This window comes from Bacillus fonticola (assembly GCF_012955605.1).
GTDB classification, from domain to species: domain Bacteria; phylum Bacillota; class Bacilli; order Bacillales; family JC228; genus Bacillus_CG; species Bacillus_CG fonticola.
Window position 1 is genome coordinate 67,638 of sequence record NZ_CP052135.1, and the last position, 19,314, is coordinate 86,951.

General features: G+C 44.4%; 24 protein-coding genes. All 24 read left to right on the top strand.

The genetic code is table 11. The annotated features are described in order from the left end of the window. The first annotated feature begins 125 nt into the window (after positions 1-125). The gene (gene rpoC / locus HHK01_RS00330; protein ID WP_170005901.1) at positions 126-3,734 is read left to right on the top strand and encodes a DNA-directed RNA polymerase subunit beta'; all 3,609 of its coding nucleotides are present in this window, start codon (positions 126-128) and stop codon (positions 3,732-3,734) included. A 261-nt stretch (positions 3,735-3,995) separates the two neighbouring features. Then, on the top strand, positions 3,996-4,412 hold the full coding sequence (gene rpsL / locus HHK01_RS00335; protein ID WP_170005902.1) for a 30S ribosomal protein S12: 417 nt from the start codon (positions 3,996-3,998) through the stop codon (positions 4,410-4,412). 45 nt (positions 4,413-4,457) lie between these two features. Beyond that, the gene (rpsG, locus tag HHK01_RS00340) at positions 4,458-4,928 is read left to right on the top strand and encodes a 30S ribosomal protein S7 (RefSeq protein ID WP_170005903.1); all 471 of its coding nucleotides are present in this window, start codon (positions 4,458-4,460) and stop codon (positions 4,926-4,928) included. 54 nt (positions 4,929-4,982) lie between these two features. Beyond that, positions 4,983-7,061 (top strand): elongation factor G, encoded by a 2,079-nt coding sequence (fusA, locus tag HHK01_RS00345; protein ID WP_170005904.1) that lies wholly within the window; start codon positions 4,983-4,985, stop codon positions 7,059-7,061. 129 nt (positions 7,062-7,190) lie between these two features. Continuing rightward, positions 7,191-8,381, top strand: a complete 1,191-nt coding sequence (gene tuf / locus HHK01_RS00350) for an elongation factor Tu (protein WP_170005905.1) — start codon at positions 7,191-7,193, stop codon at positions 8,379-8,381. A gap of 165 nt (positions 8,382-8,546) precedes the next feature. Then, the gene (locus tag HHK01_RS00355) at positions 8,547-9,488 is read left to right on the top strand and encodes an AAA family ATPase (protein WP_170005906.1); all 942 of its coding nucleotides are present in this window, start codon (positions 8,547-8,549) and stop codon (positions 9,486-9,488) included. 1 nt (position 9,489) lies between these two features. Then, complete coding sequence (locus tag HHK01_RS00360; protein ID WP_170005907.1) at positions 9,490-10,698, top strand: DUF58 domain-containing protein; 1,209 nt, start codon at positions 9,490-9,492, stop codon at positions 10,696-10,698. Continuing rightward, positions 10,695-11,948 (top strand): hypothetical protein, encoded by a 1,254-nt coding sequence (locus HHK01_RS00365; protein ID WP_170005908.1) that lies wholly within the window; start codon positions 10,695-10,697, stop codon positions 11,946-11,948. Before HHK01_RS00360 ends, HHK01_RS00365 begins: the two co-directional genes overlap by 4 nt. A 322-nt stretch (positions 11,949-12,270) precedes the next feature. Continuing rightward, positions 12,271-12,579 carry a 30S ribosomal protein S10 gene (gene rpsJ / locus HHK01_RS00370; RefSeq protein WP_170005909.1) on the top strand — a complete coding sequence of 103 codons (309 nt, stop codon included), beginning with the start codon at positions 12,271-12,273 and terminating at the stop codon, positions 12,577-12,579. A gap of 39 nt (positions 12,580-12,618) precedes the next feature. Further along, complete coding sequence (gene rplC / locus HHK01_RS00375; RefSeq protein ID WP_170005910.1) at positions 12,619-13,248, top strand: 50S ribosomal protein L3; 630 nt, start codon at positions 12,619-12,621, stop codon at positions 13,246-13,248. Between the two features lie 26 nt (positions 13,249-13,274). Beyond that, a complete protein-coding gene (rplD, locus tag HHK01_RS00380) occupies positions 13,275-13,898 on the top strand; it encodes a 50S ribosomal protein L4 (protein ID WP_170005911.1) in 624 nt (207 codons plus the stop codon). After that, positions 13,898-14,182 carry a 50S ribosomal protein L23 gene (gene rplW / locus HHK01_RS00385; RefSeq protein WP_170005912.1) on the top strand — a complete coding sequence of 95 codons (285 nt, stop codon included), beginning with the start codon at positions 13,898-13,900 and terminating at the stop codon, positions 14,180-14,182. Before rplD ends, rplW begins: the two co-directional genes overlap by 1 nt. Before the next feature lie 29 nt (positions 14,183-14,211). Beyond that, positions 14,212-15,042, top strand: a complete 831-nt coding sequence (gene rplB / locus HHK01_RS00390) for a 50S ribosomal protein L2 (RefSeq protein ID WP_170005913.1) — start codon at positions 14,212-14,214, stop codon at positions 15,040-15,042. 60 nt (positions 15,043-15,102) lie between these two features. Next, positions 15,103-15,381, top strand: coding sequence for a 30S ribosomal protein S19 (rpsS, locus tag HHK01_RS00395; RefSeq protein ID WP_170005914.1), 279 nt, complete (start codon positions 15,103-15,105; stop codon positions 15,379-15,381). 21 nt (positions 15,382-15,402) lie between these two features. Beyond that, positions 15,403-15,744 (top strand): 50S ribosomal protein L22, encoded by a 342-nt coding sequence (gene rplV / locus HHK01_RS00400; protein ID WP_170005915.1) that lies wholly within the window; start codon positions 15,403-15,405, stop codon positions 15,742-15,744. Positions 15,745-15,747: 3 nt separating this feature from the next. Beyond that, the gene (gene rpsC / locus HHK01_RS00405; protein WP_170005916.1) at positions 15,748-16,404 is read left to right on the top strand and encodes a 30S ribosomal protein S3; all 657 of its coding nucleotides are present in this window, start codon (positions 15,748-15,750) and stop codon (positions 16,402-16,404) included. A gap of 1 nt (position 16,405) precedes the next feature. Further along, positions 16,406-16,840 (top strand): 50S ribosomal protein L16, encoded by a 435-nt coding sequence (gene rplP, locus HHK01_RS00410; RefSeq protein WP_170005917.1) that lies wholly within the window; start codon positions 16,406-16,408, stop codon positions 16,838-16,840. Then, positions 16,830-17,030, top strand: a complete 201-nt coding sequence (gene rpmC / locus HHK01_RS00415; protein WP_170005918.1) for a 50S ribosomal protein L29 — start codon at positions 16,830-16,832, stop codon at positions 17,028-17,030. The genes rplP and rpmC overlap by 11 nt, the downstream gene beginning before the upstream one ends. A gap of 23 nt (positions 17,031-17,053) precedes the next feature. Continuing rightward, on the top strand, positions 17,054-17,317 hold the full coding sequence (gene rpsQ, locus HHK01_RS00420; RefSeq protein ID WP_170005919.1) for a 30S ribosomal protein S17: 264 nt from the start codon (positions 17,054-17,056) through the stop codon (positions 17,315-17,317). Between the two features lie 52 nt (positions 17,318-17,369). After that, the gene (gene rplN / locus HHK01_RS00425) at positions 17,370-17,738 is read left to right on the top strand and encodes a 50S ribosomal protein L14 (RefSeq protein ID WP_170005920.1); all 369 of its coding nucleotides are present in this window, start codon (positions 17,370-17,372) and stop codon (positions 17,736-17,738) included. Positions 17,739-17,773: 35 nt separating this feature from the next. Further along, on the top strand, positions 17,774-18,082 hold the full coding sequence (gene rplX, locus HHK01_RS00430) for a 50S ribosomal protein L24 (protein ID WP_170005921.1): 309 nt from the start codon (positions 17,774-17,776) through the stop codon (positions 18,080-18,082). A 26-nt stretch (positions 18,083-18,108) separates the two neighbouring features. Continuing rightward, the gene (gene rplE, locus HHK01_RS00435) at positions 18,109-18,648 is read left to right on the top strand and encodes a 50S ribosomal protein L5 (RefSeq protein WP_170005922.1); all 540 of its coding nucleotides are present in this window, start codon (positions 18,109-18,111) and stop codon (positions 18,646-18,648) included. A 22-nt stretch (positions 18,649-18,670) separates the two neighbouring features. After that, on the top strand, positions 18,671-18,856 hold the full coding sequence (locus HHK01_RS00440; protein WP_170005923.1) for a type Z 30S ribosomal protein S14: 186 nt from the start codon (positions 18,671-18,673) through the stop codon (positions 18,854-18,856). 30 nt (positions 18,857-18,886) lie between these two features. Further along, positions 18,887-19,285 (top strand): 30S ribosomal protein S8, encoded by a 399-nt coding sequence (rpsH, locus tag HHK01_RS00445; protein ID WP_170005924.1) that lies wholly within the window; start codon positions 18,887-18,889, stop codon positions 19,283-19,285. Positions 19,286-19,314: the final 29 nt, after the last annotated feature.

The window sequence follows — 19,314 nt, forward strand, 5'->3', positions numbered from 1 at the left end:
AACGATGTGAGTTTCTCGGCGTTGCACCAAGATCGGTGCATATTTAGTTGAGCTTCTTTTAAAAGGGAGCTAGCAGGCTTGAAGATATAAGGGAAAACCTGAGACGAAAAAGGGAGGTAGACCCCTTGTTGGATGTCAACAATTTTGAATATATGAAGATTGGCCTCGCATCACCCGACAAGATCCGCTCATGGTCTTTCGGGGAGGTCAAAAAACCCGAAACTATTAACTACCGAACGTTGAAGCCAGAAAAAGATGGTTTATTTTGCGAACGAATTTTCGGACCGCAAAAGGACTGGGAATGTCATTGTGGAAAATACAAGCGCGTCCGATACAAAGGTGTCGTTTGTGACCGTTGTGGTGTTGAAGTAACACGTGCCAAAGTGCGTCGCGATCGAATGGGGCATATAGAACTAGCAGCACCCGTTAGTCACATTTGGTACTTTAAAGGGATTCCAAGCCGGATGGGTCTTGTGCTCGATATGTCACCGCGTGCACTGGAAGAGATTATTTATTTTGCGTCGTACGTTGTAACAGAGTCTGGAGACACCGCGCTTGATAAGAAGCAACTTCTCTCTGAAAAAGAGTATCGTGCGTATCGCGAAAAGTACGGAACGAAATTCCAAGCGTCAATGGGAGCTGAAGCGATTCGTAAGCTTCTTCAAGACATTGATTTGAATAAAGAAGCAGAGGCGTTAAAGGAAGAGTTGAAAACGGCGCAAGGACAACGGCGTACACGTGCCATTAAGCGTTTGGAAGTCGTCGAAGCATTCCGGTATTCTGGGAATGAACCTTCTTGGATGATCCTTGATGTTCTTCCGGTTATTCCTCCAGAGCTCCGTCCGATGGTACAGCTAGATGGTGGACGCTTTGCTACATCTGACTTAAACGACTTGTATCGCCGCGTCATTAACCGGAACAACCGGTTAAAGCGTTTGCTTGACCTTGGTGCTCCGAGCATCATCGTTCAAAATGAAAAGCGGATGCTACAAGAAGCAGTGGATGCACTTGTTGACAACGGTCGTCGAGGTCGTCCGGTAACAGGGCCAGGAAACCGTCCATTGAAATCTCTTTCTCACATGCTGAAAGGGAAGCAAGGACGATTCCGCCAAAACTTGCTTGGTAAGCGTGTTGACTATTCTGGTCGTTCCGTTATCGTTGTAGGACCGAACTTAAAAATGTATCAATGCGGATTACCGAAAGAAATGGCTCTAGAACTGTTCAAGCCGTTCGTCATGAAGGAATTGGTAGGACGTGGATTAGCGCATAATATCAAATCCGCAAAACGAAAAATTGAACGCGTTCACCCAGAAGTTTGGGACGTGTTGGAAGATGTGATTAAAGAGCATCCGGTTCTATTAAACCGTGCCCCAACACTTCATAGACTTGGCATTCAGGCGTTCGAACCGACACTCGTAGAAGGTAGAGCTATTCGATTGCACCCACTTGTTTGTACGGCATACAACGCGGATTTTGACGGAGACCAAATGGCAGTTCACGTTCCACTTTCTGTAGAAGCACAAGCAGAAGCTCGTCTCCTCATGCTAGCGGCGCAAAACATCTTGAACCCGAAAGATGGAAAGCCAGTAGTTACACCGTCACAGGATATGGTTTTAGGGAACTATTATTTATCGCTTGAGCGTAAGGATGCCATCGGAGAAGGAATGATCCTAAAAGATACAAACGAAGCGCTCATTGCTTACCAAAATGGTTATGTACATTTGCACACTCGTGTAGCTGTTCATGCGGGAGCCCTGCAAAATCAAACCTTTACAGAAGAGCAAAACAGCAAGCTGTTGCTAACTACTATTGGAAAGATGATTTTTAACGAAATTTTGCCGGAAACATTCCCGTATTTGAATGAACCAACACAAGACAACTTAGAGGTTGGCACGCCGAGTAACTACTTCGTAGACGCAACGACAAATGTGGCGGAGGAATTTGCTTCCCGTGAAACTCTCAAACCGTTTAATAAGAAATATCTAGGAAATATCATCGCAGAAGTGTTTAAGCGTCATCACATTTCTGAGACATCTAAAATGTTGGATCGTATGAAGGATCTAGGGTTCAAATTCTCTACAAAAGCAGGTATTACGGTAGGTATTAGTGATATTGTTGTTCTTTCAGAGAAAGAAGCAATTCTTCATGAAGCACAGTCAAAAGTTGATAACGTACTAAAGCAATTCCGTCGAGGTCTCATCACGGAAGAAGAACGGTACGACCGTGTCATCTCCATATGGAGCCAGTCCAAAGACACCATCCAAGGAAAGCTTATGGAAACATTGGATAGCTTGAATCCAATCTTCATGATGAGTGACTCTGGTGCCCGTGGTAACGCATCAAACTTTACACAGCTCGCGGGTATGCGTGGATTGATGGCCAACCCGGCTGGTCGTATTATTGAACTTCCTATTAAGTCTTCTTTCCGTGAAGGATTGACAGTGCTTGAATACTTTATTTCTACACATGGTGCACGTAAAGGTCTGGCTGATACTGCCTTAAAGACTGCTGACTCTGGTTACTTAACACGTCGTCTTGTTGACGTTGCACAGGATGTTATCGTCCGAGAAGATGATTGTGGTACCGATAAAGGCTTCTTAGTTGGTGCCATTCAAGAAGGATCAGAAACAATCGAACCTTTGGATGAACGTCTGGTTGGACGCCACGCTCGTAAGAAGATTAAACATCCAGAAACAAACGAGATCATGGTCGAAGAAAATGGCCTCATTACAGAGGATTTAGCTAAACAAATAGTCGATGCTGGTATTGAGGAAGTTTGGATTCGCTCGGCATTTACGTGTGATACTCGTCACGGGGTTTGCCGTAGATGTTATGGACGTAACTTAGCGACTGGTCAAGAGGTTGAAGTAGGTGAAGCGGTTGGAACGATCGCTGCACAATCTATCGGAGAACCGGGAACACAGCTAACTATGCGTACGTTCCATACTGGTGGGGTTGCTGGAGACGATATTACACAAGGTCTTCCGCGTATCCAAGAGCTCTTTGAAGCGCGGAATCCGAAAGGGCAAGCAGTGATCTCTGAAATCGGGGGTATAGTGACTGCTATTACCGAAGGCCGTGATCGTCAACAAGAGATTGTCGTTCAAGGTGAGGTAGAATCACGCTCCTATACGACACCTTACACAGCTCGGTTAAAAGTGGCTGTAAATGATGAGGTGAAACGCGGTCAAGAGCTGACAGAAGGCTCAATTGATCCGAAAGAACTTCTTCGTATTCGTGACGTTCGTTCTGTACAAGAATACCTCCTTCGTGAAGTACAAAAAGTGTATCGCATGCAAGGGGTTGAAATTGGTGATAAACACGTAGAGGTTATGGTTCGCCAAATGATGCGTAAAGTACGTGTTATGGACGCAGGAGAAACAAATGTCTTGCCGGGCACCTTACTAGAGCTACACCAATTTACAGAAGCAAACGAGCAGGCGCTTCTCAAAGGGAAGAATCCTGCAACAGGCCGTCCACTAATACTGGGTATTACGAAGGCATCTCTTGAAACAGATTCCTTCCTCTCTGCTGCATCATTCCAAGAGACAACTCGTGTTTTGACAGATGCAGCAATTAAAGGAAAGCGCGATGAACTTCTCGGTTTGAAAGAAAATGTTATTATCGGAAAGCTTATTCCTGCGGGTACGGGAATGCAACGCTACCGAAAGTCAACGCCGAAAATTGTCGACGAACAAGTTGAAGAGGTCGAAGAGACGGTTTCTGTAGAATAACAAATATGTCTTTTTCGTTGGGCTAGCGCTTGTATGGCTAGCCCCATGAAGAAGGTAATAAAATAAGTTTGACTATGAAAAAACCGCTAGAAGTCTTGTTGACATCACATTTCCAAAGTGATATGATATCCAAGGTGTTTCAACAATACTAGATAAGGATTTGTGATTCGAACGCAAATTCTTGATCTTTTCTTTTATCCGAAAATGAGCCACCTGGATGTGTGGGCTTACATGATCAACTTTGAAAGGAGGAACATCAATATGCCAACTATTAATCAACTTGTGCGCAAGCCGCGTAAATCAAAAGCTGAAAAGTCCGATTCTCCGGCTTTAAATAAAGGGTATAACAGCTTTAAGAAAGCTCAAACAAACCTTTCTTCTCCGCAAAAACGTGGGGTATGTACTCGTGTAGGTACAATGACACCGAAGAAGCCGAACTCAGCACTTCGTAAATACGCTCGTGTACGTTTGACAAACCAGATTGAAGTGACAGCTTACATTCCTGGTATCGGTCATAATTTACAAGAGCACAGTGTTGTACTTATCCGTGGTGGACGTGTAAAAGACTTACCGGGAGTACGTTATCACATTGTTCGTGGTGCATTAGATACTGCTGGTGTTGACGGTCGTATGCAAGGTCGTTCTAAATACGGTACAAAACGTCCGAAGAAAAAATAATTTCAAATAAATAATATAACCACTCGTGAAAGGAGGAACTATATAATGCCTCGTAAAGGACCTGTCGCAAAACGTGACGTATTACCAGATCCTATTTATAATTCTAAGCTTGTTACTCGTCTCATCAATAAAATGATGGTTGACGGAAAAAGAGGGACATCACAAAAGATCCTCTATAAAGCCTTTGACCTTGTTCAAGAACGTACAGGTAAAGACCCTATGGAAGTTTTCGATCAAGCGTTAAAGAATGTCATGCCAGTTCTTGAAGTGCGCGCTCGCCGTGTCGGTGGTGCGAACTACCAAGTGCCGGTTGAAGTCCGCCCAGACCGTCGTACAACTCTTGGTTTGCGTTGGATGGTGAACTATGCTCGTCTTCGTGGTGAACACACTATGGAAGAGCGATTGGCAAATGAAATTCTTGATGCTGCTAACAACACAGGTACAGCAGTGAAAAAACGTGAAGATACTCACAAAATGGCTGAAGCGAACAAAGCATTCGCTCACTATCGTTGGTAATCCACTCGCGTCTCTCTACTATTTCACATTCACACAAGGAAGGAGAAAGACGATATGCCTAGAGAGTTCTCCTTAGACAAGACTCGTAATATCGGGATCATGGCTCACATCGATGCCGGTAAGACGACTGCGACTGAGCGTATCCTTTTCTATACTGGACGTATTCACAAGATTGGGGAAACTCATGAAGGTGCGTCTCAAATGGACTGGATGGAGCAGGAGCAAGAGCGTGGAATTACGATTACTTCTGCTGCTACAACAGCACAATGGAAAGGTCATCGTGTAAACATCATCGATACACCAGGACACGTGGACTTCACTGTTGAAGTTGAGCGTTCCCTCCGTGTACTTGATGGTGCGGTAGCTGTACTTGATGCTCAATCTGGAGTAGAGCCACAAACTGAAACAGTTTGGCGTCAAGCAACAACATACCACGTCCCACGTATCGTGTTCGTTAATAAGATGGACAAGATCGGTGCGGACTTCCTTTATTCAACCAAAACTCTTCACGAGCGCCTACAAGCGAATGCGCACCCGATCCAATTACCGATCGGTGCAGAGGACGACTTCGAAGGAATTATCGACCTTGTTGACATGGTTGCTTATTTCTACGAAGACGATCTCGGAACTCGTTCTGATGCTCGCGAAATTCCTGCTGAGTACAAAGATCAAGCTGAAGAGTACCGTGCTAGCTTAATTGAAGCAGTAGCGGAACTTGATGAAGAATTGATGATGAAGTACTTAGAAGGTGAAGAGCTTACTAAGGAAGAAATTAAAGCTGCTATTCGTAAAGGGACATGTGACGTAGAGTTCTACCCAGTTATCTGTGGTTCTGCGTTCAAAAACAAAGGTGTTCAGTTGATGCTAGACGCGGTTCTAGACTATCTTCCAGCACCGACTGATGTTCCAGCAATTAAAGGTGTTCTCCTTGACTCTGAAGAAGAGCAAACACGTGAATCTTCAGACGAAGGTCCATTCGCTGCTCTTGCGTTCAAAGTGATGACAGACCCTTACGTTGGGAAGCTTACATTCTTCCGTGTATACTCTGGTACACTCGATTCAGGTTCTTACGTTCTTAACTCTACTAAAGAGAAGCGTGAGCGTGTAGGACGTATTCTTCAAATGCACGCGAATTCTCGTGAAGAGATTTCAACTGTATATTCTGGTGACATCGCAGCAGGTGTAGGTTTGAAACAAACAAGCACAGGGGATACTCTTTGTGATGAAAAGAACCCAATCATTCTTGAATCAATGGAATTCCCTGAGCCGGTTATTTCCGTGGCGATCGAACCGAAATCAAAAGCTGACCAAGACAAAATGTCTACAGCTCTTGGAAAACTTCAAGAAGAGGACCCAACATTCCGTGCGCATACTGACCAAGAAACAGGTCAAACGATCATCGCTGGAATGGGTGAGCTTCACTTAGATATCATCGTGGATCGTATGAAGCGTGAATTTAAGGTAGAGGCAAACGTTGGTGCACCTCAAGTATCTTACCGTGAAACATTCCGTGCCTCTGCACAGGTTGAAGGTAAATTCGTACGCCAATCTGGTGGTCGTGGACAATTCGGACACGTTTGGATTGAATTCAGCCCTAATGAAGAAGGTAAAGGCTTTGAGTTTGAAAACGGTATCGTTGGTGGGGTTGTTCCGCGTGAATATGTCCCAGCTGTTCAACAAGGTCTTCAAGATGCAATGGGTAACGGTGTATTAGCTGGATATCCACTTATCGACGTGAAGGCTCGTCTTTTTGACGGTTCCTACCATGATGTTGACTCGAATGAAATGGCGTTTAAAATTGCCGCTTCTATGGCATTGAAAAACGCAGTTTCAAAATGTCAGCCGGTTATTCTCGAGCCATTGATGAAAGTAGAAGTTGTTATCCCTGAGGAATATCTCGGAGACATTATGGGTGACATTACTTCTCGTCGTGGTCGCGTAGAAGGAATGGAAGCACGTGGTAACGCTCAAGTTGTTCGTGCATTTGTTCCACTTTCAGAGATGTTTGGATATGCAACGAGCCTTCGTTCTAATACGCAAGGTCGTGGAACGTATTCTATGCACTTTGATCACTACGAAGAGTTACCGAAATCTCTTTCTGAAGAGATTATCAAAAAAAATAGCGGTCAGTAATTGATTTTATCCGCTTGTTCAAGTATAACTTTTACTGTGAGCTTGGTAGCTAAGAGAGACGTTGTACCGTACTCTCTTAGTCCCATATAAAAAAACTATACTTATGAAAATATAAAGGAGGACTTCCTAATGTCTAAAGAAAAATTCGATCGTTCGAAGCCCCATGTGAACATTGGTACTATTGGCCACGTTGACCATGGTAAAACAACTCTAACTGCTGCTATCACAACTGTTCTTCATAAGAAATCTGGTTCTGGTACTGCAATGGCATATGACCAAATTGATGGTGCCCCTGAAGAGCGTGAGCGTGGAATCACTATTTCTACTGCACACGTTGAGTACGAAACAGCTAACCGTCACTATGCACACGTTGACTGCCCAGGACACGCTGACTATGTTAAAAACATGATTACGGGTGCTGCACAAATGGACGGCGGAATCTTAGTAGTATCTGCTTCTGATGGTCCAATGCCACAAACTCGTGAGCACATCCTTCTTTCTCGTCAAGTAGGTGTACCTTACCTAGTTGTATTCATGAACAAATGCGACATGGTTGACGACGAAGAGCTTCTTGAGCTAGTTGAAATGGAAGTGCGTGACCTTCTTTCTGAGTATGACTTCCCTGGTGATGACATTCCAGTAATTAAAGGTTCTGCCTTGAAAGCACTTGAAGGTGACGCTAGTTGGGAAGAAAAAATCTTTGAATTAATGGACGCTGTTGATGAGTACATTCCATCTCCAGAGCGTGACACGGACAAACCATTCATGATGCCAGTTGAGGACGTATTCTCAATCACTGGACGTGGAACAGTTGCTACAGGTCGTGTTGAGCGTGGACAAGTAAAAGTTGGGGACACAATTGATATCATTGGATTAACTGAAGAGCCTAAAAGCACAACAGTTACTGGTGTTGAGATGTTCCGTAAACTCCTTGACTATGCAGAAGCTGGAGACAACATTGGAGCATTGCTTCGTGGTGTTGCTCGTGACGATATCCAACGTGGTCAAGTACTTGCTAAGCCAGGTTCAATTACACCACACACTAAGTTCAAAGCGGAAGTTTACGTTCTTTCTAAAGAAGAGGGCGGACGTCATACTCCGTTCTTCTCTAATTATCGTCCGCAATTCTACTTCCGTACAACAGACGTAACAGGTATTTGCGCACTTCCAGAAGGCGTTGAGATGGTTATGCCTGGAGACAACATTGAAATGACTGTAGAATTGATTGCTCCAATCGCGATTGAAGATGGTACTAAATTCTCTATCCGTGAGGGTGGACGTACTGTAGGCGCTGGCGTTGTGGCGAAAATTGATCAATAAGATTACTCGATGATCTATAGACAGACCTCTAGTTTGAATGGGGGTCTGTTTTTTTGTGTTCATAAGGAAATAACCGCAAACGTCCACCAGAGTCGTGCCCCTTTTTACAAACTATCTGACAAGTAGAATCGTGATATTGTACAATTAGTAGTAGGGGGGGTTTCTATGAATGACACAATTGAAGCGATTCAGCAAGAAATCAGAAAAGTGGTAAAAGGGAAGGATGAGCTTGTAGAACTGTTAACCATCGCGTTGTGTGTTGGTGGACATATTTTGTTGGAGAGTGTCCCTGGTACTGGAAAGACGATGTTGGCAAAATCCTTTGCGCAAGCTTTACAATTACAATTTTCAAGAATTCAATGTACTCCGGATGTTTTACCGTCAGATGTGACCGGCATTCGGTATTTTCACCCCGGTGAACAAGCATTTGTTAAGCAGCCTGGACCCGTGATGACCAATGTACTGTTAGTAGACGAGATTAACCGTGCGACACCAAAAACGCAATCAAGTTTGTTGGAGGTAATGGAAGAAAAGCAGGTGACAATAGACGGTGAGACACTTCCTCTCCCGCAACCATTTTTTGTTGTTGCGACACAAAATCCAGTAGATGTACAACAAGGCACATACGCTTTGCCGATCGCACAAATGGATCGCTTCTTCATGAAGCTTGAGATGTCATACCCATCAGAAATTGAAGAACGTGAAATGATTCAATCTCACATCTATGCAAGAGAGAAAGAACAAGTCTTACCGGTCGTTGGAGCAAAACAACTGCATCGAATTCAGGAATCCATTCGGACAGTGAATGTGTCATCAGATATAGAGGCTTATGCTTTGGCACTCGTTCGAGCAACACGCGATGCTTCAGGAATCGAGGTGGGGGCAAGTCCGAGGGCGACGCTTGCATTATTTCGCGCTGCGCAAGGCAAAGCGTTTGTTAGTGGACGATCGTATGTATCGCCTGATGATGTAAAAGCAGTGTTTTCCGCTGTCATTTCGCATAGGCTCATCCTCACAACTGAAGCGTATATGACGATGAATCCCCAAGAATTGATTGAAGGTATTTTGTCGGTTATCCCAGCACCTGTTGAAGCGAGTGCCAATTAAGATGAGTGGTTGGAACCGGGACCTTGTTAGGGTGAGTGACTTTTCGGCCATCTCCTTTTTTCTCCTGCTCATTCTATTGATGACTTTTTACATGCAGTCGTTTTTTATTATGTTTTTTGTGTTGGTCGCACAAAGTGTTGTTGTGGGGCAGTTGCTTTACAATAAGTACGTAGGAAAGGGCTTGGTACTACACACCGTGAAAAAGCGGACGCGGTTGTTTTCTGGAAGTGAAGGAGTCTTTCTATTCACATGGGAAAACAGAGGTCTTCCTATTGTTGGAGCGAAGTTGCGCGTCACCTTTGATACGACTATTGAGCCCCTTGGTGTATCATTTCAAGAGAATAACCATCGATTTGAGTGTCTACTACCGATTACAATAGGATATCAAGAAAGAATGGTATTACGGTTACCTTATCGTGCTAAGCGTCGAGGGATTGCAAAGATACGCCATGTCGAGTTGATTATTCCCCAGTTATTTGGATTTGGTGATACCCACTTGACATATCCTTTACCTTTACGGCAAGAAGTCTACATACTGCCTAGACCAAAACAAGTGTTAGTGCGTGAGCAACATGCCATTCCGCGATCAGGCGAGGTTGCGACTCCATTTGCTTTTGATCTAGATGAACAATCTCCGGTGGGAACGAGACCGTATGCGCCTGGAGATGCATTTAAGCACATTCACTGGCAGGCAACGGCTAAGATGCAAACACTCCAAACGAAACAATTTGAGCGTGTGCAGGATCGACATTGGTTGTTCACGATGAATGTTCAATCCGGCTATTCCATAAATGTAAATGCAGATGATGCAGCACACCGCGTGGCATATCTCGTACAAAAAGAAGTGGAACGCGGGAGCACAGTTCAATTCGCTATTAATTTGCGTACGTTCGGACCTGCCGCTTATTTGTCAACTGAACCAGGCCAGGGTCAGGGAGTGGCACTGCGCATATTTGAGCAGCTAGCTATGATTTACTCAGATTCGTTTGCATTTCCGTATCACCGTCTCGTAGCCAGTTTTGTCAGAAGTGGTGTGTTGCCAACAGTATGGGTGCATGCAGGGGAAGTGGATAGTACGACCAGCGAGATATTTGAAAGGATGGTAGACAGAGGCGTCTCTATATGGCAATTAGTTTACCCGAGTGAATCAAGAGAAGATCCTCCTTTTTTACAACCTTTTGTTGCTAGCAAAGGGAGGGTGGTATCATGACGAGATGGTGGTTAGCTCTTTTAGTTGCAACAAGAGCTTTTGTGGAGGGATCTGTTCTTTTTTATATTGTCTATACGATGGGTTATTTGGGCGAAACGGTTGCTATTGTTGCCTACTTCCTCATGGTGGTGTTGGGCGCCGTGCTTGCAGTGCTAGGTTATGAGAGAACCGCGAATAAGGCAGTGCTGCTTTTGGGTGCTTTAGTAGGCGTTGGTACTATTCAATGGTCGTTCGGTTTTCCTATTCAGTGGCTACTCATTCTCGCACCGCTTGTTAGTTGGCGTGCCGTTCGTTCAGAGGGAGTTTACTATCAGCTCGACAATATGAGCGTGTTAGTATGGAGCGCCTTCTTAGGATTTGGTTCCTTCCTTTATTTGAGCATAGCTTCAGATATAGGGAACGGGACTGTCCTTATTGTGCTATGCCTACAGTGGGTGCTTACCGCATTCCATCGTCAATTGTACCTGGTCAAGACGGCGGTGGATGAAGGGGGATCTCCAAAAGCATTCACGCAAGGAATTGGGTTGACGGGTGTATTAATTGTTGTAACTGTAATGGTGTCTCTAATGATGCCGTTAGTTTGGAAAATGGTTCAGGGAGGATTTAGTGGTGTCATCTATGCAGTTTCCTGGGGGCTTAGTCCGTTTTGGAACTGGTTGGAATCAATAGAGCCTGCTGAGCCAATCAGTCAAGAAGGGGAAGGGGTCGGCTCTGCTCAAGAACAAGAAGAAGACTTTTCATTAGATGGATCATACGAAGGGGCGGCAATAGAAACTCTCGGGTTTTTAGAGTGGGTGTTGTTAGGGTCGTTCGTGATCGGTATTGTACTTTGGATTTTGCGCAGGAAAAAGGAAAGCCGTGAAACAGCCACTTCTGAAACCGTGATAGTCTTTCATGAGAGGCTAGACGATTCGGCTAAAAGAGGTGAAGTGTTCTCTAGATGGTTTGGACGAGGGAAAGGTAAGCGTCCAGAGCAAGCGATACGAGCACTTATGTATGATTTATTAGAGATAGGCTCCAAGTACAGCGCCTATCGGAAGCGCCCCGGTGAAACGGTCCGCGATTGGGCACATCGAGTACGACTAACAGGAGAGCACTTTCAAGACGCCATCGTACTCTACGAACGATGTCGGTACGATGCATACAGACCAACCGTGCAAGAACAAGATATGTATAAAGATCAATTACTACAATGGAAGAAACATATAAAAGACGAAATAAAGAAATCAACAGACAAGAAGAGTAAATAACAGAAAAGGAGAGCTATAGTGATTCTACGTAGCTCTTTTCCAGTTATAGAAAAGTCGAAGTATAATTGACAGACTTTTTCCTTTAGGCTTGCGACAGACGACCTGATCCACTATAATAATAAAAGTGTGCCTGAGCCCGATGATTAATTGGATTTAGGTTGCTTCGAGCGTCCAACCTTGCTATAATAGGCAATGTTGGCTAAAATGTTGCGATGAAGTGGAAGGTTGCTGACACACCCGGCCGCTTTGCCATGGCTCGTGCGTCAGGTGAATTTCCATGGAGAACAGTCTATCTCGATATAGGCGAAAAGGAGGGAAAATAATGGCAAAACAAACGATTCGTATTCGTTTAAAAGCGTATGATCACCGTATTATAGATCAATCGGCTGAAAAGATTGTAGATACAGCGAAACGCTCTGGAGCAGCGGTTAGTGGTCCAATCCCACTTCCGACAGAGAAAAGTGTATACACAATCCTTCGTGCGGTTCATAAGTACAAAGATTCTCGTGAGCAATTCGAGATGCGTACCCACAAACGTCTTATTGACATAGTGAATCCAACACCACAAACAGTTGATTCTTTAATGCGCCTTGATCTACCATCAGGCGTTGATATTGAAATCAAACTATAAATAATAAAACGAAAACAATGTAATCAGGAGGTGTGACAAATGACCAAAGGAATCTTAGGAAGAAAAATCGGTATGACGCAAGTTTTTGCAGAGAACGGTGAATTAATTCCGGTAACAGTAGTTGAAGCAGCTCCAAACGTTGTCCTTCAAAAGAAAACAATTGAAAACGATGGCTACGAAGCGATCCAAATCGGTTTCGAAGACAAGCGCGAAAAGCTTGCTAATAAACCTGCTAAAGGACATTTTGCCAAAGCAGAAACCGCACCTAAGCGCTTCGTTCGCGAACTTCGCGGTACTAACTCGAGTGAGTATGAAGTTGGTCAGGAAGTCAAAGTTGATATTTTTGCTGAAGGTGACGTTATCGACGTAACTGGAGTAACAAAAGGGAAAGGGTTTGCTGGTTCTATTAAACGCCACAACCAATCTCGCGGACCTATGTCCCACGGTTCCCGTTACCACCGTCGCCCAGGTTCAATGGGTCCTGTAGACCCGAACCGCGTATTCAAGTCAAAAGCTTTGCCTGGACGCATGGGTACAGATAAAGTGACTGTACAAAACCTACAAGTTGTTAAAGTAGATACAGAACGCAATTTGCTTTTAGTAAAAGGAAACGTACCAGGGCCGAGAAAAGGTCTTGTTAAAATTCAATCTGCAGTAAAGGTAAAGTAATCTAATAAGAAAGGAGGCACACCGGAATGCCGAAAGTGACTGTATTCAATCAGAGCGGATCTCAAGTTGGTGAGTTGGAATTAAACGATACTGTGTTTGGTATTGAGCCAAACCAAGCCGTTCTCTATGATGCGATTGTGATGCAACGAGCTTCACTTCGTCAAGGAACTCATAAAGCAAAAGGACGTTCCGAAGTACGCGGTGGTGGGCGTAAACCATGGCGTCAAAAAGGAACAGGTCGTGCGCGTCAAGGATCTATTCGTTCCCCGCAATGGCGAGGAGGCGGTGTAGTATTCGGTCCCGTACCACGTGGATATAGCTACAAACTACCTAAAAAGGTTCGTCGCTTAGCGATTAAATCTGCCCTTTCTTCTAAAGTCAACGAATCAAGTGTTCTTGTATTGGAAGGTTTGGCATTTGAAACACCAAGAACGAAAGAATTTGCAGCTATGTTGCAAAGCCTTTCAGTCAATAAAAAAGCATTAATCGTAACAAATGGGGAAAGCGAAAACGTAGCGTTATCTGCTCGTAACATCCCAGGTGTGAAAGTAGTAGATGCAACAAGCGTAAACGTTCTCGATGTTGTCGGACACGACAAACTCATCTTTACGAAAGCTGCTGTTGAAAAAGTAGAGGAGGTGCTTGGTTAATGGATGCACGCGATGTAATTAAGCGCCCCGTCATTACTGAACACTCAGCTGACTTAATGGCAGACAAAAAGTACACCTTTGAAGTGAACGTACGTGCCAATAGAACGCAAGTGAAAGACGCTATCGAAGAAATCTTTGACGTGAAGGTTGAGAAGGTCAACATCATGAACTACAAAGGGAAATTCAAGCGCATGGGCCGATACAATGGCTACACAAGCAAGCGTCGCAAAGCGATTGTGAAGCTCACAGCCGATAGTAAAGATCTTGAAATTTTTGAAGGTTAATCATTTTATTATGATAGGAGGGAAAAGTCATGGCGATCAAAAAATACAAACCTACCTCTAACGGTCGTCGCGGCATGACAACATCTGATTTTGCTGAGATTACGACAGACAAACCAGAAAAGTCCTTGCTTGCTCCTTTAAGCAAGAGAGCTGGCCGCAACAACCAAGGTAAGTTGACTGTTCGTCACCAAGGCGGTGGTCATAAGCGCCAATACCGTATCATTGACTTTAAACGCGACAAAGATGGCATTCCAGGACGCGTTGCTACGATCGAATACGATCCAAACCGTTCCGCAAACATTGCGCTCATTAATTATGCAGACGGCGAAAAGCGTTACATCTTAGCGCCGAAAAACATCGCAGTAGGTACAGAAATCGAGTCAGGGCCAGCATCTGACATCAAAGTCGGAAACGCTCTTCCGCTCATCAACATCCCTGTAGGTACTGTCATTCATAACATCGAATTAAAACCGGGTAAAGGTGGACAATTAGTTCGCTCTGCAGGAACAAGCGCTCAAGTGCTTGGTAAAGAGGGCAAATATGTTCTCGTCCGTTTAAATTCTGGTGAAGTTCGTATGATTCTTGCAACTTGCCGCGCAACTGTTGGTCAAGTAGGAAATGAGCAACACGAGTTGATCAACATCGGTAAAGCGGGACGTTCGCGTTGGTTAGGTAAACGCCCGACTGTTCGTGGATCTGTTATGAACCCGAACGATCATCCGCACGGTGGTGGGGAAGGACGCGCGCCAATCGGACGCAAATCTCCTATGTCACCTTGGGGTAAACCAACTCTTGGTTTCAAAACTCGTAAGAAAAAGAATAAATCCGACAAGTTCATCGTACGTCGTCGGAAAAAATAACGGGATTGTACTACGGTTCTCTGCTAGAGCCGTAGTAGAGTCACGAAGGGAGGTACCCTCATGGGTCGTAGTTTGAAAAAAGGACCTTTCGCGGATGACCATTTGATGAAAAAAGTTGATCAATTGAACGAAACAGACAAAAAACAGGTCGTAAAGACTTGGTCTCGTCGTTCCACGATCTTCCCATCCTTTATCGGACATACCATTGCTGTATACGATGGCCGTAAACACGTACCGGTATACGTAACTGAAGATATGGTCGGACACAAGCTTGGTGAATTTGCACCAAGTCGTACGTACAAAGGTCATGCTAATGATGACAAGAAAACAAGACGCTAAGTAGAGAGGAGGTCACTCTAGATGCAAGCTAAAGCTGTTGCCAAAACAGTTCGTATTGCGCCTCGTAAAGCTCGTTTAGTGATCGACTTGATTCGCGGAAAGAAAGTTGGCGAAGCGGTTGCGATTCTAAAGCATACGCCGCGTGCAGCTTCTCCGATCATCGAGAAGGTTTTAAACTCAGCGATTGCGAATGCAGAGCATAACTACGAAATGGATATAAACTCACTTGTTGTTGAAAATGCCTTTGTAAACGAAGGCCCGACAATGAAACGTTTCCGCCCGCGCGCTATGGGTCGAGCAAGTCAAATTAACAAGCGCACAAGTCATATTACGATCGTTGTATCAGAACAAAAGGAGGGATAATTCGTGGGACAAAAAGTTAATCCGGTTGGTCTTCGTGTCGGCATTATCCGCGATTGGGAATCCAAGTGGTACGCGGATAAAGATTACGCAGATCTTCTCCATGAAGACATTAAAGTTCGTGAATATATCACAAAACGTCTCGCTGACGCTTCACTTTCAAAAGTAGAAATTGAGCGTGCTGCGAATCGTCTTAACGTTACGGTACACACTGCGAAACCTGGGATGGTCATCGGTAAAGGTGGTCAAGAGGTTGAAGCATTACGTAAAGCGTTGAATGCCCTAACAGGAAAACGCGTTCACATCAACATTCTTGAAGTGAAAAAAGCGGATCTTGACGCTCAACTTGTTGCACAAAACATTGCGCGTCAGTTGGAAAACCGTGTATCTTTCCGTCGTGCACAAAAGCAAACGATTCAAAGAGCTATGCGCGCAGGAGCAAAAGGAATTAAAACGATGGTATCTGGTCGCCTAGGTGGTGCTGATATCGCACGTTCTGAATATTACAGTGAAGGTACCGTTCCGCTTCATACGCTTCGTGCGGACATCGACTATGCAACTGCAGAAGCTGACACTACGTATGGAAAACTAGGCGTCAAAGTATGGATTTATCGCGGAGAGGTCCTTCCTACGAAGAAGAACGCTAGGGAAGGAGGCAACTAATATGTTATTGCCAAAACGCGTAAAACACCGTCGTGATCACCGCGGAAAAATGCGTGGACGCGCTAAAGGTGGAACAGAAGTTGCTTTTGGTGAATACGGTCTACAAGCTGTAGAAGCTTCTTGGATTACAAATCGCCAGATCGAAGCAGCTCGTATTGCAATGACTCGTTACATGAAACGTGGAGGGAAAGTATGGATTAAAATTTTCCCACACAAACCATACACTGCAAAGCCACTTGAAGTTCGAATGGGTTCCGGTAAAGGTGCTCCTGAAGGTTGGGTAGCTGTTGTGAAACCTGGTAAGATCATGTTCGAAATTGCGGGTGTCTCCGAGGAGGTTGCTCGTGAAGCGTTACGTCTTGCCGCTCACAAACTACCGATTAAAACTAAGTTTGTAAAACGTGAAGAAATTGGTGGTGAGACAAATGAAGGCTAATGAAATTCGTGAATTAACCACTGCCGAAATAGAACAAAAAGTCAAGTCCTTAAAAGAAGAACTTTTCAACCTTCGTTTTCAACTTGCTACAGGACAACTCGAAAACACTGCTCGCATTAGCGAAGTACGTAAATCGATCGCGCGCATGGGAACTGTCATCCGCGAGCGTGAAATCAGCGTAAACAATTAATTTAGAGGGGAGGTCGTACTCGAATGAGTGAACGCAACCAACGCAAAGTGTACACAGGACGTGTTGTATCTGACAGCATGGACAAAACGATCACTGTAACGGTCGAGACGTACAAAAAGCACTCACTTTACGGGAAGCGCGTCAAGTATTCTAAGAAATTCAAGGCGCACGATGAAGAGAACCAAGCAAAGGTCGGCGATATCGTCCGCATTATGGAAACTCGCCCTCTGTCTGCAACTAAGCGTTTTCGCCTCGTAGAAATCGTGGAAGAAGCAGTCATTATTTAACGCTGTTTCACTCGATCGGTAAACTCGCTGAATCCGAAGGGAGGTCAATAGAATGATCCAACAAGAGACTCGTTTAAAAGTAGCTGATAACTCTGGTGCACGTGAAGTACTTACGATTAAAGTGCTCGGTGGTTCTGGTCGTAAGACAGCAAACATCGGTGATGTGATCGTGTGTACAGTGAAACAAGCAACACCAGGCGGCGTTGTCAAAAAAGGTGACGTTGTAAAGGCAGTTATTGTTCGTACTAAAACTGGTGCGCGTCGTAACGATGGTTCATACATCCGCTTTGATGAGAACGCATGCGTCATTATTCGCGACGACAAGAGTCCTCGTGGAACACGCATCTTCGGTCCAGTAGCTCGCGAACTTCGTGACAATAGCTACATGAAAATCGTCTCACTAGCTCCAGAAGTTCTATAATCGAAGAAGAAGTGTAAACAAGGAGGTGCCACGATATGCACGTGAAAAAAGGTGACAAAGTAAGAGTCATCTCCGGTAAAGACAAAGGAAAAACCGGTGTCATCCTTCAAGCTTTTCCTAAGAAAGAGCGTGTTCTAGTAGAAGGTGTGAACATCGTTAAAAAACATGCCAAGCCTTCACAAGTGAACCCGCAAGGGGGCATTCTTAGTTTAGAAGCTCCAATCCATGTTTCTAACGTCATGCTTCTCGATCCGAAATCGAATGAGCCAACACGCGTTGGATACAAAATTGTGGATGGTAAAAAACAACGTTTCGCGAAAAAATCAGGTGAAGCGCTAGATTAAACGTCGTCTGAAAGGAGGTACACGACATGAACCGTTTAAAAGAGAGATATACTGGTGAAATTTCTCCAGCTCTAGTGAGCAAGTTTAACTATAAATCAGTTATGGAAGTTCCTAAAATTGAAAAGATCGTAATCAACATGGGTGTTGGTGACGCTGTTCAAAATGCGAAATCACTTGATACTGCTGTAGAAGAACTAGCGACAATCACAGGTCAAAAACCTGTAATCACACGTGCGAAAAAGTCAATCGCAGGATTCCGCCTTCGTGAAGGTATGCCGATCGGTTGTAAAGTAACTTTACGCGGTGAGCGTATGTATGAGTTCTTAGACAAACTCATCTCTATTTCTTTACCGCGTGTACGTGACTTCCGCGGAGTATCGAAGAAATCCTTTGACGGACGCGGAAACTACACACTAGGAGTACGTGAACAACTTATTTTCCCTGAAATTGATTACGATAAAGTAAACAAAGCTCGCGGGATGGACATTGTCATCGTGACAACTGCCAATACGGATGAAGAAGCGCGTGAACTATTAACTCAAGTCGGAATGCCGTTCCAAAAGTAATCAAGGAAAGGAGCGCGAAAACGTGGCAAAAAAATCAATGATTATTAAGCAACAACGTGAACAAAAGTATCAAGTACGCGAATACACGCGCTGCGAGCGTTGCGGTCGTCCACATTCCGTACTTCGTAAGTTCAAGCTTTGCCGTATTTGCTTCCGTGAATTAGCGTATAAAGGCCAGATTCCTGGCGTGAAAAAAGCAAGCTGGTAATCCCTGAATTAAGGAAGGAGGTTAATTAGAATGGTCATGACTGATCCAATTGCGGATATGCTTACACGTATTCGTAATGCAAATATGGTTCGTCACGAAAAACTTGAAATCCCTGCTTCGAAAGTGAAGAAAGATGTAGCTGAAATCTTGAAGCGTGAAGGATTTGTACGTGACGTTGAATTCGTAGACGATAACAAGCAAGGTGTGATTCGCATCTTCTTGAAATATGGTGCAAACAACGAACGAGTGATCACTGGTTTGAAACGTATTAGTAAGCCTGGACTTCGTGTTTATGCAAAAGCAGATGAAGTTCCTCGCGTATTGAACGGACTAGGTATTGCGATCGTTTCTACCTCTCAAGGGGTATTGTCAGATAAGGAAGCTCGTGCTAAACAAGTAGGCGGAGAAGTTCTAGCTTACGTTTGGTAATCATTTTGATTTGATCGGAGGTGTAATTC

Coding starts and splice junctions, on each gene's coding strand:
- rpsL (WP_170005902.1), top strand. CDS start 3,996: ATGCCAACTATTAATCAACTTGTGCGCAAGCCGCGTAAATCAAAAGCT.
- rpsG (WP_170005903.1), top strand. CDS start 4,458: ATGCCTCGTAAAGGACCTGTCGCAAAACGTGACGTATTACCAGATCCT.
- fusA (WP_170005904.1), top strand. CDS start 4,983: ATGCCTAGAGAGTTCTCCTTAGACAAGACTCGTAATATCGGGATCATG.
- tuf (WP_170005905.1), top strand. CDS start 7,191: ATGTCTAAAGAAAAATTCGATCGTTCGAAGCCCCATGTGAACATTGGT.
- HHK01_RS00355 (WP_170005906.1), top strand. CDS start 8,547: ATGAATGACACAATTGAAGCGATTCAGCAAGAAATCAGAAAAGTGGTA.
- HHK01_RS00360 (WP_170005907.1), top strand. CDS start 9,490: ATGAGTGGTTGGAACCGGGACCTTGTTAGGGTGAGTGACTTTTCGGCC.
- HHK01_RS00365 (WP_170005908.1), top strand. CDS start 10,695: ATGACGAGATGGTGGTTAGCTCTTTTAGTTGCAACAAGAGCTTTTGTG.
- rpsJ (WP_170005909.1), top strand. CDS start 12,271: ATGGCAAAACAAACGATTCGTATTCGTTTAAAAGCGTATGATCACCGT.
- rplC (WP_170005910.1), top strand. CDS start 12,619: ATGACCAAAGGAATCTTAGGAAGAAAAATCGGTATGACGCAAGTTTTT.
- rplD (WP_170005911.1), top strand. CDS start 13,275: ATGCCGAAAGTGACTGTATTCAATCAGAGCGGATCTCAAGTTGGTGAG.
- rplW (WP_170005912.1), top strand. CDS start 13,898: ATGGATGCACGCGATGTAATTAAGCGCCCCGTCATTACTGAACACTCA.
- rplB (WP_170005913.1), top strand. CDS start 14,212: ATGGCGATCAAAAAATACAAACCTACCTCTAACGGTCGTCGCGGCATG.
- rpsS (WP_170005914.1), top strand. CDS start 15,103: ATGGGTCGTAGTTTGAAAAAAGGACCTTTCGCGGATGACCATTTGATG.
- rplV (WP_170005915.1), top strand. CDS start 15,403: ATGCAAGCTAAAGCTGTTGCCAAAACAGTTCGTATTGCGCCTCGTAAA.
- rplP (WP_170005917.1), top strand. CDS start 16,406: ATGTTATTGCCAAAACGCGTAAAACACCGTCGTGATCACCGCGGAAAA.
- rpmC (WP_170005918.1), top strand. CDS start 16,830: ATGAAGGCTAATGAAATTCGTGAATTAACCACTGCCGAAATAGAACAA.
- rpsQ (WP_170005919.1), top strand. CDS start 17,054: ATGAGTGAACGCAACCAACGCAAAGTGTACACAGGACGTGTTGTATCT.
- rplN (WP_170005920.1), top strand. CDS start 17,370: ATGATCCAACAAGAGACTCGTTTAAAAGTAGCTGATAACTCTGGTGCA.
- rplX (WP_170005921.1), top strand. CDS start 17,774: ATGCACGTGAAAAAAGGTGACAAAGTAAGAGTCATCTCCGGTAAAGAC.
- rplE (WP_170005922.1), top strand. CDS start 18,109: ATGAACCGTTTAAAAGAGAGATATACTGGTGAAATTTCTCCAGCTCTA.
- rpsH (WP_170005924.1), top strand. CDS start 18,887: ATGGTCATGACTGATCCAATTGCGGATATGCTTACACGTATTCGTAAT.